The sequence below is a fragment of the Pseudomonas sp. ADAK2 genome (assembly GCF_012935755.1).
In the GTDB taxonomy this organism is placed as follows: domain Bacteria; phylum Pseudomonadota; class Gammaproteobacteria; order Pseudomonadales; family Pseudomonadaceae; genus Aquipseudomonas.
In genome coordinates, this window is sequence record NZ_CP052862.1 from 4,317,667 (window position 1) to 4,336,732 (window position 19,066).

Consider the following 19,066-nt stretch of genomic DNA (forward strand, 5'->3'; position numbering starts at 1 on the left):
TTCAATGAGCAGTGTTGTTGCCATCGTCAAAAGCATTGTTGGTCAGGTTTTCGCGGTGTCCCCAGAGGGCGTCCGCCGCGTACTCGTTGAAGGCGACCGGCTCATGGTCGGCGATCAGGTAGACACTGGTGCTGCTGGCGCCGTCACGCTCGAACTGGCCGATGGCCGGACCCTGGACCTGGGCCGTGACACTCAATGGAGTGGCACCGATCCGGATTCCAGCACCGACCTGGCAGAAGCCACTGCACAAGCCGCGCCATCGGTTGAAGAACTGCAGCAAGCCATCGTTGCCGGCGCCGACCCGACTCAAGACCTCGAAGCCACCGCAGCCGGCCCGACCGCTGCCGGTACTGGCGGCGCGGCCGGTGGTGGCCATAGCTTCGTGATGTTGGACGCCACCGCTGGCCGGGTAGATCCGACCATTGGTTTCCCGACCGCGGGCATCGGCTCTGCCGGGGCGACCACGCAGAACACCATCGGCGGCCAGACCACCAACAACGCCAACATCGTGCAGGCGTCGACCCTGAGCCTGAGCGCCACGCCGACCATCACCGAAGCCGGCGGCGTACTGGTTTACACCGCGACCCTGACCCAGGCACCGACCAGCGACCTGACCATCACCCTGTCCAATGGCGCGGTGATCGTGATTCAGGCTGGCCAAACCACCGGCACCGTCAACGTGCCGCTGGCGCCGAACGACACCGTCTATAACGACCCGACCCAGATCGACGTTACCGTCACCGGCACCACGGGCGGCGCCGGCATCATCGTGACGCCGCCGACCGTACCGGCAACGACTCAGGTCACCGACACCATCGACACCACCACCGTCACGCTGACGGCGGGCGGCACCGTGACTGAAGGCGGGCAGATCACCTACACCGCGACCCTGACCAATCCGGCGCAGACGCCGGTCACCGTCACCTTGTCCAACGGCTCGACCATCACCATCGGCGCCGGCCAGACTACCGGCACCGTGAACGTTCCGACGCCAGCCAATGACGTCTACAACAATGGCAGCACTGTCAGCACCACGATCACCGGCGCTACCGGCGGCAATTTCGAGAACCTGGTGCCGAACCCGACGCCAGCGGTCACGACCATTACCGATTCGATCGACACCACCACCGTTACGCTGACAGCCGGTTCTACTGTCACTGAAGGCGGGCAGATCACTTACACCGCGACCCTGACCAACCCGGCGCAGACGCCGGTTACCGTCACCTTGTCCAACGGTTCGACCATCACCATCGAAGCCGGCAAGACCACTGGCAGCGTGGACGTTCCGACGCCAGCCAATGACGTCTATAACAACGGCAGCATCGTCACCACCACCATTACCGGCGCCACCGGCGGCAACTTCGAACAGTTGACCCCGAACCCGACGCCGGCCGTGACGACGATCACCGATTCTGTCGACAACACCACCGTTACGTTGACAGCGGGTTCCACTGTCACTGAAGGCGGGCAGATCACTTACACCGCGACCCTGACCAATCCGGCGCAAACCCCGGTCACCGTGACCCTGTCCAACGGCTCGACCATCACCATCGAAGCCGGCAAGACCACCGGCAGCGTGGACGTTCCGACGCCAGCCAATGATGTCTACAACAATGGCAGCACCGTTAGCACCACGATCTCCGGCGTAACCGGCGGCAACTTCGAACAGTTGACGGCGAACCCGACGCCGGCCGTTACGACCATTACCGATTCGATCGACAACACCGGCCTGAGCCTCACCGCCACCGGCACCGTGGTCGAAGGCGGTCAGATCACCTACACCGCGACCCTGACCAACCCGGCCGGCACGCCGATGACCGTGACCTTGAGCAATGGCTCGGTCATTACCATCGAAGCAGGCAAAACCACGGGCAGCGTCACCGTTGATACGCCGCCGAACGACGTCTACAACAATGGCAGCACCGTCAGCACCACGATCACCGGCACCACTGGCGGCAACTTCGAGCAATTGACTCCGAGCACCGAACCGGCACAGACCGTCATCACCGACTCGAAAGACACCACGACTCTCAGCCTGAGCGCGACAGACACCGTGGCTGAAGGCGGCTCGATCGTCTACACCGCGACCCTGACCAACCCGGCCGGCACACCGGTCACCGTAACCCTGAGCAACGGCGCGGTGATCACCATCGCTGCCGGCGCTACCAGCGGCAACGTGACCGTCGCTGCGCCTGCCGATGACGTCTATAAAGACGCCGGCAAGGTTGAAGTCACGGTTAAAGACGCCACTGGTGGCAACTTCGAGAACCTCGCCACTGACCCGGCGCCAGCCGTGACCAATGTCACCGACACCATCGACACGTCGGTTGTAACCCTGACCGCAACCTCGACTGTTGCTGAAGGCGGCACGGTGGTTTACACCGCTTCGGTCGGTGCTCCAGTAACCGGCGCCCCGGTTATCGTAACCCTGGCCAACGGTCAGACCATCACCATTGCGGTCGGCGCAAGCAGCGGCACCGTTAACGCCGTGGCCCCGAACGATGTGCTCAATGGCCACGCGCCGTTGACTACTTCGATCACCGACGTGAGCGGTGGTAATTACGAAAACCTGGTTGCTGACAAAACACCGGTCAGCACCACCGTCACCGACACCCCGGACACCACGACTCTCAGCCTGAGCGCGACAGACACCGTGGCTGAAGGCGGCTCGATCGTCTACACCGCGACCCTGACCAACCCGGCCGGCACACCGGTCACCGTGACCCTGAGCAACGGCGCGGTGATCACCATCGCTGCCGGCGCTACCAGCGGCAACGTGACCGTCGCTGCGCCTGCCGATGACGTTTATAAAGACGCTGGCAAGGTTGAAGTCACCGTTAAAGAGGCCACCGGCGGCAACTTCGAGAACCTGGCTACGGATCCGGCGCCAGCCGTGACCAATGTCACCGACACCATCGACACGTCGGTTGTGACCCTGACCGCAACGTCGACCGTTGCCGAAGGCGGCACCGTGGTTTACACCGCTTCGGTTGGCGCTCCAGTGACCGGTGCCCCGGTTATCGTGACTCTGGCCAACGGTCAGACCATCACCATCGCCGTCGGCGCGAGCAGCGGCACCGTTAACGCCGTGGCCCCGAACGATGTGCTCAATGGCCACGCGCCGCTGACCACTTCGATCACCGACGTAAGCGGTGGTAATTACGAAAACCTGGTTGCTGACAAAACACCGGTCAGCACCACCGTCACCGACACCCCGGACACCACAACCCTCAGCCTGAGCGCCACTGACTCTGTGGCTGAAGGCGGTTCGATTGTTTACACCGCCACCCTGACTAACGCTGCCGGCACTCCGGTCACCGTAACCCTGAGCAACGGCGCAGTCATCACCATCGCCGCCGGCGCTACCAGCGGCAACGTGACCGTCGCTGCGCCTGCCGATGACGTTTATAAAGACGCCGGCAAGGTTGAAGTCACCGTTAAAGAGGCCACCGGCGGCAACTTCGAGAACCTGGCTACGGATCCGGCGCCAGCCGTGACCAACGTTACCGACACCATCGACACGTCGGTTGTGACCCTGACCGCAACGTCGACCGTTGCCGAAGGCGGCACCGTGGTTTACACCGCTTCGGTTGGCGCTCCAGTAACCGGCGCCCCGGTTATCGTGACTCTGGCCAACGGTCAGACCATCACCATCGCCGTCGGCGCGAGCAGCGGCACCGTTAACGCCGTGGCCCCGAACGATGTGCTCAATGGCCACGCGCCGTTGACCACCTCGATCACCGACGTGAGCGGTGGTAATTACGAAAACCTGGTTGCTGACAAAACACCGGTCAGCACCACCGTCACCGACACCCCGGACACCACAACCCTCAGCCTGAGCGCCACTGACTCTGTGGCTGAAGGCGGTTCGATTGTTTACACCGCCACCCTGACTAACGCTGCCGGCACTCCGGTCACCGTAACCCTGAGCAACGGCGCAGTCATCACCATCGCCGCCGGCGCCACCAGCGGTTCGGTAACCGTCGCCGCGCCTGCCGATGACGTCTATAAAGACGCCGGCAAAGTCGAAGTGACCGTCAAGGACGCAGCAGGCGGCAACTTCGAAAACCTGGTCACCAGTCCAGCGCCAGCGGTGACTGATGTAACGGACACCATCGACACTTCGACCGTCAACCTGACGGCCACCAGCACCGTGGCGGAAGGCGGCACCGTCGTTTATACCGCTTCCGTTTCTGCACCGGTCACTGGCGAACCCGTGGTCGTCACCCTGTCCAACGGCCAGACCATCACCATCCCGGTCGGCGCGAGCAGCGGTTCCGTGAATTTCGTTGCGCCAAACGATGCGTTGGCCGGCGGCGGTTCTCTGAGCGTCAAGATTGATGATGCCAAGGGCGGTAACTACGAGAAGCTGGACGTCGATGGCAAACCGGCTGAAACCTCGGTTACGGATACGCCAGACACCACCAACCTGAGCCTGAGCGCGACGGATTCCGTGGCTGAAGGTGGCTCGATCGTCTACACCGCGACCCTGACCAATGCGGCCGGTACGCCGGTTGTAGTCACGCTGTCCAATGGTGCGGTGATCACCATCGACGCCGGTAAAACCACCGGCACCGTGACCGTTCCAGCCCCGACCGATGACGTCTACAAAGACGCCGGCAAAGTCGAAGCGACGATCTCCACCGCTACCGGCGGCAACTTCGAAAACCTGGTGCCGAGCACGGTTCCAGCAGTGACCAATGTCACCGACACCATCGATACCTCCACCGTCAAACTGACGGCCACCGATAGCGTCGCTGAAGGCGGCACCGTGGTTTACACCGCCACAGTCGGCCAACCAGTCACTGGTTCTCCAGTAGTTGTAACCCTGGCCAACGGCCAGACAATCACCATCGACATCGGCAAAACCACCGGTACCGTCAATGCGGTTGCACCGAATGATGCGTTGACCGGCCATGCGCCGTTGACCAACTCGATCACCAACGTCAGCGGCGGCAACTACGAGAACCTGGTAGCCGACAAGACACCGGTCTCGACCACTGTCACCGACACCACCGACATCACCAACCTGTCGCTGACCGCGACCGGCGCCGTGGATGAAGGCGGCCAGATCACTTACACCGCGACCCTGACCAACGCCGCTGGCACGCCAGTGACCGTCACCCTGAACAACGGCGCCGTGATCACCATCGACGCCGGTAAAACCAGCGGCACCGTGACCGTCGATGCGCCGAAGGACGACGTCTACAAGGACGCCGGCACCATCGAAGCGACCATCAAAGGCGCGACCGGTGGCAACTTCGAGAACCTGGTCACCAGCGACACCCCGGCGGTCACCACCGTCAATGACACCATCGACACCAGCACCGTATCGCTGACGGCCACCGCGAACGTCGCCGAAGGCGAAACCGTGGTCTACACCGCGTCCGTGACCGCTCCGGTAACCGGCGCACCGGTTGTGGTGACCCTGTCCAATGGCCAGACCATCACCATCCCGGTGGGCGAAACCAGCGGCAGCGTGAATTTTGTCGCGCCAAACAGCCCACTGGCGGGCGGCACGTCCCTGAGCGTGAAGATCGACGGCGCCACCGGCGGCAATTACGAAAAACTCGACGTCGACGGCAAACCAGCGGATACCGCCGTCAGCGACACACCTGACACCACCACCCTGAGCCTGAGCGCGACCGACACCGTGGCCGAGGGCGGCTCGATCGTCTACACCGCTACCCTGACCAACGCAGCCGGCACTCCGGTAACCGTAACCCTGAGCAACGGCGCGGTGATTCTCATCGCCGCGGGTGCCACCAGTGGTTCCGTGACCGTCGCGGCTCCGGCCGATGACGTCTATAAAGATGCCGGCAAGGTTGAAGCGACCATCAAGGACGCCAGCGGCGGCAACTTTGAGAACCTGGCGACCAATCCGACGGCGGCGGTGACCAATGTCACCGACACCATCGACACCTCGACGGTCAACCTGACCGCGACCTCGACCGTTGCCGAAGGCGGCACCGTGGTTTACACCGCGTCCGTCAGCGCGCCGGTTACTGGTTCGCCTGTTGTCGTGACCTTGTCGAATGGCCAGACCATCACCATCCCGGTCGGCGCGAGCAGCGGTTCCGTGAACTTCGTTGCGCCGAACGACGCATTGGCGGGCGGCGGTTCGCTGAGCGTCAAGATCGACGACGCCAAGGGCGGCAACTACGAGAAGCTGGACATCGATGGCAAACCGGCTGAAACCTCGGTTACGGATACGCCAGACACCACCAACCTGTCCTTGAGCGCGACGGATTCCGTGGCTGAAGGTGGCTCGATCGTCTACACCGCGACCCTGACCAATGCGGCCGGTACGCCGGTTGTAGTCACGCTGTCCAATGGTGCGGTGATCACCATCGACGCCGGTAAAACCACCGGCACCGTGACCGTTCCAGCCCCGACCGATGACGTCTACAAAGACGCCGGCAAAGTCGAAGCGACGATCTCCACCGCGACCGGCGGCAACTTCGAAAACCTGGTGCCGAGCACGGTTCCAGCAGTGACCAATGTCACCGACACCATCGATACCTCCACCGTCAAACTGACGGCCACCGATAGCGTCGCTGAAGGCGGCACCGTGGTTTACACCGCCACAGTCGGCCAACCAGTCACTGGTTCTCCAGTAGTTGTAACCCTGGCCAACGGCCAGACAATCACCATCGACATCGGCAAAACCACCGGTACCGTCAACGCTGTCGCACCGAACGACGCGCTGGTCGGCCACGAGCCGCTGGTCAACTCGATCAAAGACGTGAGCGGCGGTAACTACGAAAACCTGGTGGCCGACAAGTCACCGGTTTCGACTACCGTTACCGACACCGCCGACACCACCAACCTGTCGTTGAGCGCCACCGGTTCGGTTGCTGAAGGCGGTTCGATCGTCTACACCGCGACCCTGACCAATGCCGCCGGTACTCCGGTTGTGGTCACGCTGTCGAATGGTGCAGTAATCACCATCGACGCCGGCAAAACCACGGGCACCGTGACCGTTCCGGCTCCGGCCGATGACGTCTACAAAGACGCCGGTAAAGTCGAAGCGACAATCTCCACCGCGACCGGCGGGAATTTCGAGAACCTGGTGCCGAGCACGGTTCCAGCAGTGACCAATGTCACCGACACCATCGATACCTCCACCGTCAAACTGACGGCCACCGATAGCGTCGCTGAAGGCGGCACCGTGGTTTACACCGCCACAGTCGGCCAACCAGTCACTGGTTCTCCAGTAGTTGTAACCCTGGCCAACGGCCAGACAATCACCATCGACATCGGCAAAACCACCGGTACCGTCAATGCGGTTGCACCGAACGACGCGCTGGTCGGCCACGAGCCGTTGACCAACTCGATCACCGATGTAAGCGGCGGCAACTACGAAAACCTGGTGGCCGACAAGTCGCCGGTTTCGACTACCGTTACCGACACTGCCGACACCACCAACCTGTCCTTGAGCGCGTCCGACTCCGTATCTGAAGGTGGCCAGATCACCTACACCGCGACTTTGACTAACGCGGCAGGTACTCCGGTAACCGTGACGCTGTCGAATGGCGCTGTCATCACCATCGAAGCGGGCAAAACCACTGGCACCGTGACCGTCGCAGCCCCGGCCGACGACGTCTACAAAGACGCCGGCAAAGTCGAAGCGACAATCTCCACCGCGACCGGTGGCAACTTCGAGAACCTGGTGCCGAGCACGGTTCCAGCGGTGACCACTGTCACTGATACGATCGACACCTCGACCGTCAAACTGACCGCCACCGAAACCGCTGCCGAAGGTGGCACCGTCACCTACACGGCGACAGTCGGCCAGCCGGTGACCGGTTCCCCTGTTGTCGTGACCCTGGCCAATGGTCAGAGCATCACCATCGACATCGGTAAAACCACCGGCACCGTGACCGCTGTCGCGCCGAACGATGCGTTGACCGGCCATGCTCCGCTGACTAACTCGATTACGGATGTGAGCGGCGGCAACTACGAAAACCTCGTGGCCGACAAAACCCCGGTCAGCACCACCGTGACCGACACTTCGGACACCACGACCGTCAGCCTGAGTGCAACCGGCTCCGTGGCTGAAGGTGGTTCGATTGTTTACACCGCCACCCTGACCAATGCTGCCGGTACTCCGGTCACCGTGACATTGAGCAACGGCGCGGTAATCCTTATCGCGGCTGGCGCCACCATCGGCACCACAACCGTCGCCGCTCCCGCCGATGACGTCTACAAAGACGCCGGCAAAGTCGAAGCGACCATCAAGGACGCCACCGGAGGTAACTTTGAAAACCTGGTCAAAGATCCATCGGCTGCCGTGACCAGCGTCACCGACACCATCGACACCAGCACCGTGTCGCTGACCGCCACGTCGAGCGTCGCCGAAGGCGGCACTGTCGTCTACACCGCGTCCGTGAGCGCACCGGTCACCGGTGCACCGGTCGTTGTGACCTTGTCCAATGGCCAAACCATTACCATCGATATCGGCAAAAGCAGCGGCACGGTCAATTTTGTCGCGCCGAACGATGCCCTGGCGGGCGGCGGCTCCTTGAGCGTCACCATCAAGGACGCCACCGGCGGCAATTACGAAAAACTGGACGTCAACGGCGACCCGGCCAAAACCACCGTCACTGACACCGTGGATAACACCACGCTGTCGCTGACCGCGACCGACACCGTGGCGGAAGGTGGCCAGATCACCTACACCGCGACCCTGACCAATGCGGCCGGTACGCCGGTGACCGTGACCTTGTCGAACGGCGCAGTGATCACCATCGAGGCTGGCAAAACCACGGGCACCGTAACCGTCGCGGCCCCGGCCGATGACGTGTACAAAGACGCGGGCAAAGTCGAAGCGACTATCTCTACCGCTACGGGTGGCAACTTCGAGAATCTGGTGCCGAGTACCGCTCCAGCGGTGACCAATGTCACGGATACCATCGACACTTCGACCGTCAAACTGACCGCGACCGGCACCGCTGCCGAAGGTGGCACCGTCACCTACACCGCGACTGTCGGCCAGCCAGTCACTGGCAGCCCGGTCACCGTGTCGTTGGCCAACGGCCAGACGATCACCATCGACATCGGCAAAACCACCGGTACCGTGACCGCTGTCGCGCCGAACGACGTGCTGACCGGTCACGCGCCGCTGACCAACTCGATCACCAACGTCACTGGCGGCAACTACGAGAATCTCGTGGCCGACAAGACGCCGGTTTCGACCACGGTCACTGACACTGTCGACACCACCAACCTGTCGTTGACCGCCACCGGGTCGGTCGCCGAAGGTGGCCAGATCACCTACACCGCAACCCTGACCAACGCCGCGGGCACCCCGGTGACCGTGACCCTGAGCAATGGCTCCGTAATCACCATCGACGCTGGTAAAACCACGGGCACCGTGACTGTTCCAGCTCCGGCTGATGATGTGTACAAGGACGCCGGCACCGTTCAGGCCACGATCACCACCGCAACCGGTGGCAACTTCGAAAGCCTGGTGCCGAGCACTGTTCCGGCCGTGACCACTGTCACCGACACCATCGACACCTCGACCGTCAAACTGACCGCGACCGGCACCGCTGCCGAAGGTGGCACCGTCACCTACACCGCGACGGTTGGGCAGCCAGTAACCGGCAGCCCGGTCACCGTGTCGTTGGCCAATGGTCAGACGATCACCATCGACATCGGCAAAACCACCGGCACCGTGACCGCCGTAGCGCCAAACGACGTGCTCACCGGCCACACGCCGCTGACCAACTCGATCACCAACGTCACTGGCGGTAATTACGAAAACCTCGTAGCCGACAAGACGCCGGTTTCGACCACGGTCACTGATACCGTCGACACGACCAACCTCAGCCTGAGCGCTACCAACTCGGTTGCTGAAGGTGGTTCGATTGTTTACACCGCGACGCTGACCAACGCTGCCGGCTCTCCGGTCACCGTGACCCTCAGCAACGGCGCCGTTATCCTCATCGCTGCCGGCGCTACCAGCGGCAACGTAACCGTCGCCGCTCCAGCGGATGACGTCTACAAAGACGCCGGCACCGTTCAGGCCACGATCACCACCGCAACCGGTGGCAACTTCGAAAACCTGGTGCCGAGCACTGTTCCGGCCGTGACCACTGTCACCGACACCATCGACACCTCGACCGTCAAACTGACCGCGACCGGCACCGCCGCTGAGGGTGGCACCGTCACCTACACCGCGACGGTTGGGCAGCCAGTAACCGGCAGCCCGGTCACCGTGTCCTTGGCCAATGGTCAGACGATCACCATCGACATCGGCAAAACCACCGGCACCGTGACCGCTGTCGCGCCGAACGACGTGCTGACGGGCCACGCGCCGCTGACCAACTCGATCACCAACGTCACTGGCGGTAACTACGAAAACCTCGTGGCCGACAAGACGCCGGTTTCGACCACGGTCACTGATACCGTCGACACGACCAACCTCAGCCTGAGCGCTACCAACTCGGTTGCTGAAGGTGGTTCGATTGTTTACACCGCCACCCTGACCAATGCCGCTGGCTCGCCGGTCACCGTAACGTTGAGCAATGGTTCGGTCATCACCATCGACGCGGGTAAAACCACGGGCACCGTGACTGTTCCAGCTCCGGCTGATGATGTGTACAAGGACGCCGGCACCGTCCAGGCGACGATCACCAACGCCACTGGTGGCAGCTTCGAAAACCTGGTGCCGAGCACTGTTCCAGCAGTCACCAATGTCACGGATACCATCGACACCTCGACCGTAAAACTGACCGCGACCGGCACCGCTGCCGAAGGTGGCACCGTCACCTACACCGCGACGGTTGGGCAGCCAGTAACCGGCAGCCCGGTCACCGTGTCGTTGGCCAACGGCCAGACGATCACCATCGACATCGGCAAAACCACCGGCACCGTGACCGCTGTCGCGCCGAACGACGTGCTGACGGGCCACGCGCCGCTGACCAACTCGATCACCAACGTCACTGGCGGCAACTATGAGAACCTCGTGGCCGACAAGACGCCGGTTTCGACCACGGTCACTGATACTGTCGACACCACCAACCTGTCGTTGACCGCCACCGGGTCGGTCGCCGAAGGTGGCCAGATCACCTACACCGCCACCCTGACCAACGCCGCGGGCACCCCGGTGACCGTGACCCTGAGCAATGGCTCCGTAATCACCATCGACGCTGGTAAAACCGCGGGCACCGTGACTGTTCCAGCTCCGGCTGATGATGTGTACAAAGACGCCGGCACCGTTCAGGCCACGATCACCACCGCAACCGGCGGTAACTTCGAAAGCCTGGTGCCGAGCACTGTCCCAGCCGTGACCAGCGTCACCGACACCATCGACACCTCGACCGTCAAACTGACCGCGACCGGCACCGCCGCTGAGGGTGGCACCGTCACCTACACCGCGACTGTCGGCCAGCCAGTCACTGGCAGTCCGGTTACCGTGTCGTTGGCCAATGGTCAGACGATCACCATCGACATCGGTAAAACCACCGGTACCGTGACCGCTATCGCGCCAAACGACGTGCTCACCGGCCACGCACCGCTGACCAACTCGATCACTAACGTGACCGGCGGCAACTACGAAAACCTCGTCGCCGACAAAACCCCGGTCAGCACCACCGTCACCGACACTGTCGACACCACCAACCTGTCGTTGACCGCCACCGGGTCGGTCGCCGAAGGTGGCCAGATCACCTACACCGCCACCCTGACCAACGCTGCTGGCTCGCCGGTCACCGTGACCCTGAGCAATGGCTCCGTAATCACCATCGACGCTGGTAAAACCACGGGCACCGTGACCGTTCCGGCTCCAGCTGATGACGTGTACAAGGACGCCGGCACCGTTCAAGCGACGATCACCAACGCCACTGGTGGCAGTTTCGAAAACCTGGTGCCGAGCACCGCGCCAGCCGTGACCAACGTCACCGACACCCTCGACACCACCCAAGTCAGCATCACCGGCAGCACCTCGGTGACCGAAGGCCAGACCGCCAGCTACACCGTCAGCCTGACCCACCCGGCGCAAACCGACGTGACGCTGAAAATCGTCTACAGCGGCACCGCCGCCGACGGTTCGGACTTCACCGGTGTGTACACCGTGAAGATTCCGGCCGGCGCCAGCAGCGCCAGCTTCAACGTGGCGACCATTGACGACAAGATCACCGAAGGCACCGAAAACTTCGTGGTCAAGATCGACTCGGCCACGGGCGGCAACTTCGAGAACCTGGCAGTCAGCACCACCAATGGCAGCGTCAGCACCTCGATCATCGATAACGATGCGCCACCGGTCATCGACCTGGACGCCAACAATTCCAGCGGCGCCACCGGTGCTAACTACAACGTCACCTTCACCGAAGGCACCACGGGCGCGGGCGTGTCGATTGCTGACACCGACCTGAAAATCACCGACCCCGACAGCACCATGCTGACCGGCGCCACCATCGTGCTGACCAACCGTCAGGACGGCGATGCGCTGAATCTGGGCAACAGCGTCAACGGCATCACCATCAATGCCAACAGCACCAACGGCACCGTGACGCTGACCCTGTCGGGCAACGCGACGCTGGCCGACTACATGCAGGCGATCAAGAACATCAGCTTCACCAACAACAGTGAAAACCCGAGCACCGTGCCGCGGACCATCACCGTGACCGTGACCGATGGCGGCAACTACTCGAACGTCGCAACCACCACGGTCAACGTGGTAGCGGTCAACGACGCGCCGACCGCTGCGCCAGTCAACGTTACCGGCACCGAAGACACCCCGCTGATCCTCGGCTGGTCGACCTTCGGCGTCAGCGATGTCGACAGCCCGGCCGCGAGCCTGGGTGTGAAAATCACCGGGCTGCCGGGCGAAGGCAAGTTGCAGTACCTGAACGGCTCGACCTGGACCGACGTCAGCACCAACCAGACCTTCACCAAGGCTGACATCGACGCCGGTAAGCTGCGCTTCACCCCGGACGCCAACGAATCCGGGACCAACGGCTACGGCGGCACCGGCCTGGGCAACAATCAGGCGGATTACGCGCAGATCAAGTTCCAGCCAACCGACGGTCAACTGCTGGGCAACACCGGCACGATCAAAATCGACATCACGCCAGTCGCCGATGCGCCGTCCCTGACTGTTGCGGATAACAGCGTCAAATCCACCGGGTTGATCAAGGAAGTCTGGACCGGTCTGTCGGGCCTCGGCACCGACGGCAGCGGCGCGCCGAGTGGCACGCTCAAGTCGGTCATCGACGCGGCGGGTACACCTAACTCCAGCAGCACCGTGACCAACGTGCAGTCCGACGGCAGTGTCGCGGCGGGCACCGCCTCCAAAACGTCCGGCCTGATCTACCTCGAAGCCGGCAAGACCTACACCTTCAGCGGTTCGGGCGATGACAGCCTGCTCGTGACCATCGGTGGCAAGAACGTCGCGTCCGCTTTGTGGGGTGCGGGCGGCAACTTGAGTGGGTCGTTCACCCCGACCGCCAGCGGCTACTACACCCTGGACATCTACCACCATAACCAAAGTGGCCCGGGCAGCTATGACGTCAACCTCTCGGTCAATGGCGCGGCTGCGGTCGACCTGAGCAGCGCCGGCGTGCCGCTCTATACCGGCGTGGCCGATCTGGCCGCTTCCGGCGTAACGGTCTCCGACCTGCACGGCACCGGCGGTGAGGGTTACTACGATGGCTACAAACTCAACACCGGTTTCGAAGGCACCAGCGTTCACCTGTCCGCGATCAAGACGGCCCTGACCGACACCGACGGCTCCGAAAGCCTGAGCGTGAAAATCGGCGGCATCCCGGCAGGCTCGGTGCTCACCGACGGCGCCGGTCACACCTTCACCGCCACCGCGACCTCCGGCGAAGCCAATGTCACCGGCTGGAACCTCGGCACCCTGACCGTGACCCCGCCGCCGTACTACAACGGCCAGTTCAACCTGACCGTGACCTCCACCTCCACCGAGGCACTGGGCGGTTCGGCCATTAGCACGGCGCAGATCCCGGTCACCGTTTACCCGGCGACTTACAACGCAATCACCGCCACGTCGGCCAGCGACACCGTCACCGGTACCGACGGCAACGACATCATCGTTGCCGACATCGGCGGCCTGACCGTGGTGCCGGGCACCAACTACAACATCGCCTTCATGGTCGACAGCTCGGGCAGCATGAGCGCGTCGTCGATCAATGCGGCCAAAGACTCGCTGACCTCGGTGTTCAACACCCTCAAGCAAAGCATGGGCGGCAACTCGGGCACGGTGAACATCTTCCTGGTGGACTTCGATACCCAGGTCAACAAGTCGGTGTCGGTCAACCTGAACGACCCGAATGCGTTGGCAACGCTCAAGACCGTGCTGGACTCGATGTCGTCCGGCGGCGGCACCAACTACGAGGACGTGTTCAAGACCACGGCCAACTGGTTCCAGAGCGCTGACGCGGTGGCCAACACCGGGGCGAAGAACCTTACGTACTTCATCACCGACGGCAAGCCGACCTACTACCAGAACGGCGAGCAGACCAACCCGACGCTGTTCGGCAACGTGAAACTCGACGACGTGGTGAAAACCAGCAACTACAAGCCGGGCGATACGTTCTCCACGACCATCGACAGCACGCACATCCTGAACATCAACAGTGCGGGCGTCGCGACGCTGCAAACCTACAATTCGTGGTGGGGCTGGAGCTCCAGCAACCTCGGCACCGTTCACGCCCAGGGCGATGGCACCTACGAGTTGTCGGCCCTGGCGGGCAGCGGCAGCAGCACCACCCAGACCACCACCGATAACGCCAACAGCAGCTTCGCGTTGCTGGGCAACTTGTCGAACGTAGAAGCCATCGGCCTCAACAGCGGTGTCAGCCTCACCGATCTGAGACCTTACGACACGGACAAAACGCCACAAACCAACATCGACCCGAAAGACCTGGCCAATTCGATCATCGGTCACACCGAAGCGACGCTGCCAGGTTCCGACACGGTCAACGGCGGCGACGGCAACGACATCCTGTTCGGCGACCTGGTGAGCTTCAACGGCATCGCCGGCGAGGGTTACCAGGCCATGCAGGCGTTCGTCGCCCAGCAGACCGGCGTGGACGTCAGCAAAGTCACCACCAGCAACGTGCATCAGTTCGTTACCGAGCACTACACCGCGTTCGACGTGTCCGGCGCCCACGATGGCAACGACACGCTGCTGGGCGGCGCAGGCAATGACATCCTGTTCGGCTCGGGCGGCAACGACCTGCTCGACGGCGGCAAGGGCAATGACATTCTGCTCGGTGGTACCGGTAACGACACGCTGATCGGCGGTTCGGGCAACGACATCCTGATTGGCGGCTCGGGTGCCGACACCTTCGTCTGGAAGGCGGGCGACACCGGCAGCGACGTGATCAAGGACTTCAAGGCCAGCGAAGGTGACCGCATCGACCTGCGCGATTTGTTGCAGGGCGAAACCGGCAGCACCATCGACAACTTCCTGAAGATCACCACCGTCGATGGCGTCTCGTCGTTGCAGGTCAGCTCGGCCGGCAAGTTCAACTCGGCGGATGCTGCAGCGGCGACTCCGGACGTGACGATCAAACTGGAAGGCAACAACTGGTCTACCGCCAACCTGCACAACCTGATTGCCGGTAGCGATCCGACCATCAAAGTCGACCACAACAACAGCTGATCCAACGCAAAACGGCCGCCCTTATGGGGCGGCCGTTACGTTTGCGCCTATCTCACCGGTGACGATTTCGTCGCCGCACCGCATACTCGCCAACAGTTGGCCTATGCTGCTGACAGCATGACGCTGGTCCATTTCTGAGGGATGCTCAATGTTTTACGTGCAACGCGATGCGCAAGGCCAATTGGTGCGCGTGGAAGCCGCGGCCTATGCCGAGGCCACGGAAACACTGCCGGCCGACAACCACGAAATCCAGGCCTGGTACGCCAACGAAGTAATGGAAACCAGCCTCAAGCAGCTCAAGCAGAGCGACCTGGAAATGATCCGGGTACTCGATGACTTGATCCAGGTGCTGACCAGCAAAGGCGTGATTCGCGTCACCGACCTGCCGGCCGCTGCCCAGGCCAAACTGATGGACCGGACCCAGGCCCGGGAAGCGTTGGGTGGGTTGAGCCATTTGATCGATGATGATGAGACGGGGTTGATCTAACCCCGGTCTTTTTACATCGTTAGATCGTTCCCACGCTCTGCGTGGGAATGCAGCCCGTGACGCTCTGCGTCACAACGGTGTCAGGCGCAACGCCGGCACTGAGGCTGGAACGCGGAGCGTCCCTGGAGGCATTCCCACGCAGAGCGTGGGAACGATCTTTGGATTACTTCCAGGGCTTGGGCTCCCCAAACAACTGCCCCTGAACCCCATACAAGCCCATCTCGCGAATCACCGACAACTCCCCTTCAGTCTCGACCCGCTCGGCAATCAGCGGCAGGTCAATGCTGTGCGCCGCCCGCTGGATCGCCTCGATGAACAGACGCTTATCGCTTTCCTGATCAATCGCCCGAATGTAACTGCCATCGATCTTCAGGTACGCCAAGCCGAGCCGCGCCAGGTTGCCGATCATGCTGAACCGCCCGCCAAACCGTTGCAGGCTCAGGGAGAAGCCCAGCTCACGCAGGCGCCGGGTCAATTGCTCCAGCACCGCTTGCTCGGGCAATTGCTCTTCGCCGATTTCCAGGGTCAGGCGCTCACCCAGGTTCGAGTGCTGACGCAAAATCTCGAAGACCCTGTTCAACGCCTGCGGATCCGCCAGCGTTGCCGAGGACAGGTTCAGCGCCAGGGATTCTTCATGCCCGGCCATTTGCTCGAGCACCAATTCCAACATCAGGCGATCCAGCCGCGCGGTCCAGCCAAAGCGCTCCAGCCATGGCAGAAATCGCCCGGCGGGAATGGTCTGGCCCTGATCGTCGAGCAAGCGCGACAGCACTTTGTAATGCAGCACCAGCGTGGGGTCTTGCGCCGCCACCACCGGTTGGAAATACAACTCGAACCGCTGCTGATTCAACGCCCCATCCAGCAAGTTATGCCACGCATGATGATCATCGCCGACACTCGCCGAGGCGCTGTGATCCAGGCACGCCCAGCTCGATTCGCCCTGACCTTCAGCTTGCGCCAACGCCTGATCCGCCAGGCCGATGACCGCTTGCGGCGAGTCGCCATGAACAAACGGCGCCAGCCCGATGGACGCCACCGAAGCTACGTCGGTGGCGCCGGTCGCATGCAAACTGGCCAATGCGCTATCGAGATTCTGCGCCAGTTGCAGCGCTTCTTCGCGCACCAGACCCGGCGCCAGCACGGCGAATTCGCCACCGCGAATCCGCGTGACGAGGTTCTGGGTTTCCGGGTATTTGGCGCATTCACGGGACAGCTGTTCGCCGACCGCTTTCAATAAATCATCGGTGCGCTGACCGCCCAGGCGCTGGTTCAAACCGGCCAGATCCTTGACCCGCAGTAGCAACAGATAACCGGAACTGGCCTGCTCCGGGTTGCTCACCCGGGCGTTCAATTGCATTTCAAAATAGCGCCGGTTAGCCAGCCCGGTAAGGTTGTCCTGATAAGACTCGACCCGCAGTTTTTCACTGCGCTCGGCCTGCTCCTGGAACAGCGCCTTGAGCTTCTCGACCATCTGGTTCATCGCTTGCACCACCCGACGCAGTTCCGGGGTGCGCGGCAGTTCGGGCAGGCTGAGGAATTCCCGACGGGCGATGGCGTGGGATTGCTTGACCATGTAGTCCAGCGGTTTGAGTTGCCGACGTAACAGCAGCGCGCCCAGCACCGCACTCACGGCGCCGCAGATCAGCAACCAGCCGAGGCTGCCGAGCGCGCTCTGCCACAGCTTGGCCAGGGCGAACATCGGGTGGCTGACCACCTCGACCCGCGCCGCCTGTTCCCAGCCACGGCTGACCAGCGCATCACCACCGGCCGGCTCCAGGCCGATCATTTTGACGAACCAGTCCGGCACGTTGTTCACCGCCGGAATGCCGCTGCGCTCGACGATGGTCTGGTCGGTCTTGAGGTCGACCACGCGGATGCTCGCGTAATAACCGCTGTCGAAAATCGAGCTGACCAGCAACTCGACCATCGCCGGGTCATCGATATTCGGCGTCAGGGACAAGGCGAGCGCCGTGGCGGCGTCCTGGGCGTGGGAGCGCAACTGGTTGACGTACTGGGTGCGCGAGCTCTCCAGGCTGACCATGAAGCTGCCGGTGAAGGCGACCACAAGGAACAGGCAGATAGCGATCAACAGCTGTTTGAACAAAGACATCTGAGCGCGTGCTCCTAGTTAGTCGTCTCGACCGGAAATCCTTCGGCCTGCATTTTTTTCAACACATCCTGCCAACGGGACAGGCGCTTGGTGTCACCGACTTTCTTGTTGCCCTTGGCACCGGGCAGGTACAAGCCTTCGGCATTGAAAGAGTAGACCGGCAGCAAATCGGTTCGTTGGCTGGCGGGCTTGATCTCGTTGATCAGACTGTCGAGCACCAGCGGCATCGCCTCGGGGGTCGAATAGTAGGTCAGCACCATGTGCGCCCGGTTCAGACGCAACGCCTTGACGTAGGTGATGCGCAGCTTGTCACTGGACACCCCGAGATGACGCAGGCTGAAATATTTGGCGATGGCGTAGTCTTCGCAGTCGCCGGCGCCTTTCCACAAGGCTTCGATCGGGGTTTCCCAATAATCGACTTCGTGCCACAGGTCGATGTCTTCTTCGTAGCGCACCTGTTTGTTGAAGAACTGGTTTACCACGTTGAGCTTTTCCATCTCGCCGACCTGCTTCTGGGTGGCCAGCAGACGCTGCCAGGCATCAATGCGTTGCTGCCCCTCGCCCAATGGCCCGTAAATGGCCTGGGCACGACGACTGATCAGGGAAAAATCCCAGTCGGCATGCAACCCGCCCAGCATGACGCCGGCCAGCAGCAGCGCGCAGCACAGCCAGCGCATCATCCGAGGGATCGCGAAACGTACCGCCAATGCAAGGCATCCAGGGTAGGCAGGTGGGAATCGGTTGATGGTGAAGGTTAGCCCGATAAAAGACAATGGCACGGTGCAATCACTGCCGCCACGCTAGACTTGATATGTGAGTGATCATAAAAAGA

Annotated in this window: 4 protein-coding genes; 2 read left to right on the top strand and 2 right to left on the bottom strand. The window is 62.2% G+C overall.

The genetic code is table 11. From position 1 onward, the window contains the following. Window positions 1-4 precede the first annotated feature (4 nt). Both HKK52_RS19840 and HKK52_RS19845 read left to right on the top strand, forming a co-directional pair. Window positions 5-15,637 carry a LapA family giant adhesin gene (locus tag HKK52_RS19840; protein WP_169372231.1) on the top strand — a complete coding sequence of 5,211 codons (15,633 nt, stop codon included), beginning with the start codon at window positions 5-7 and terminating at the stop codon, window positions 15,635-15,637. Window positions 15,638-15,785: 148 nt separating this feature from the next. Further along, window positions 15,786-16,124, top strand: coding sequence for a hypothetical protein (locus HKK52_RS19845; RefSeq protein ID WP_054050336.1), 339 nt, complete (start codon window positions 15,786-15,788; stop codon window positions 16,122-16,124). Window positions 16,125-16,287: 163 nt separating this feature from the next. On the opposite strand, the gene lapD is transcribed toward HKK52_RS19845, so the two are convergent. Continuing rightward, window positions 16,288-18,234 carry a cyclic di-GMP receptor LapD gene (gene lapD, locus HKK52_RS19850; RefSeq protein WP_169372232.1) on the bottom strand — a complete coding sequence of 649 codons (1,947 nt, stop codon included), beginning with the start codon at window positions 18,232-18,234 and terminating at the stop codon, window positions 16,288-16,290. 14 nt (window positions 18,235-18,248) lie between these two features. Continuing rightward, the gene (gene lapG, locus HKK52_RS19855; protein WP_169372233.1) at window positions 18,249-18,941 is read right to left on the bottom strand and encodes a cysteine protease LapG; all 693 of its coding nucleotides are present in this window, start codon (window positions 18,939-18,941) and stop codon (window positions 18,249-18,251) included. Window positions 18,942-19,066: the final 125 nt, after the last annotated feature.

What these genes read in the sequence shown, in the direction of transcription:
- HKK52_RS19840 (WP_169372231.1), top strand. Translation starts at nt 5, where the DNA reads ATGAGCAGTGTTGTTGCCATCGTCAAAAGCATTGTTGGTCAGGTTTTC.
- HKK52_RS19845 (WP_054050336.1), top strand. Translation starts at nt 15,786, where the DNA reads ATGTTTTACGTGCAACGCGATGCGCAAGGCCAATTGGTGCGCGTGGAA.
- lapD (WP_169372232.1), bottom strand. Translation starts at nt 18,234, where the DNA reads ATGTCTTTGTTCAAACAGCTGTTGATCGCTATCTGCCTGTTCCTTGTG.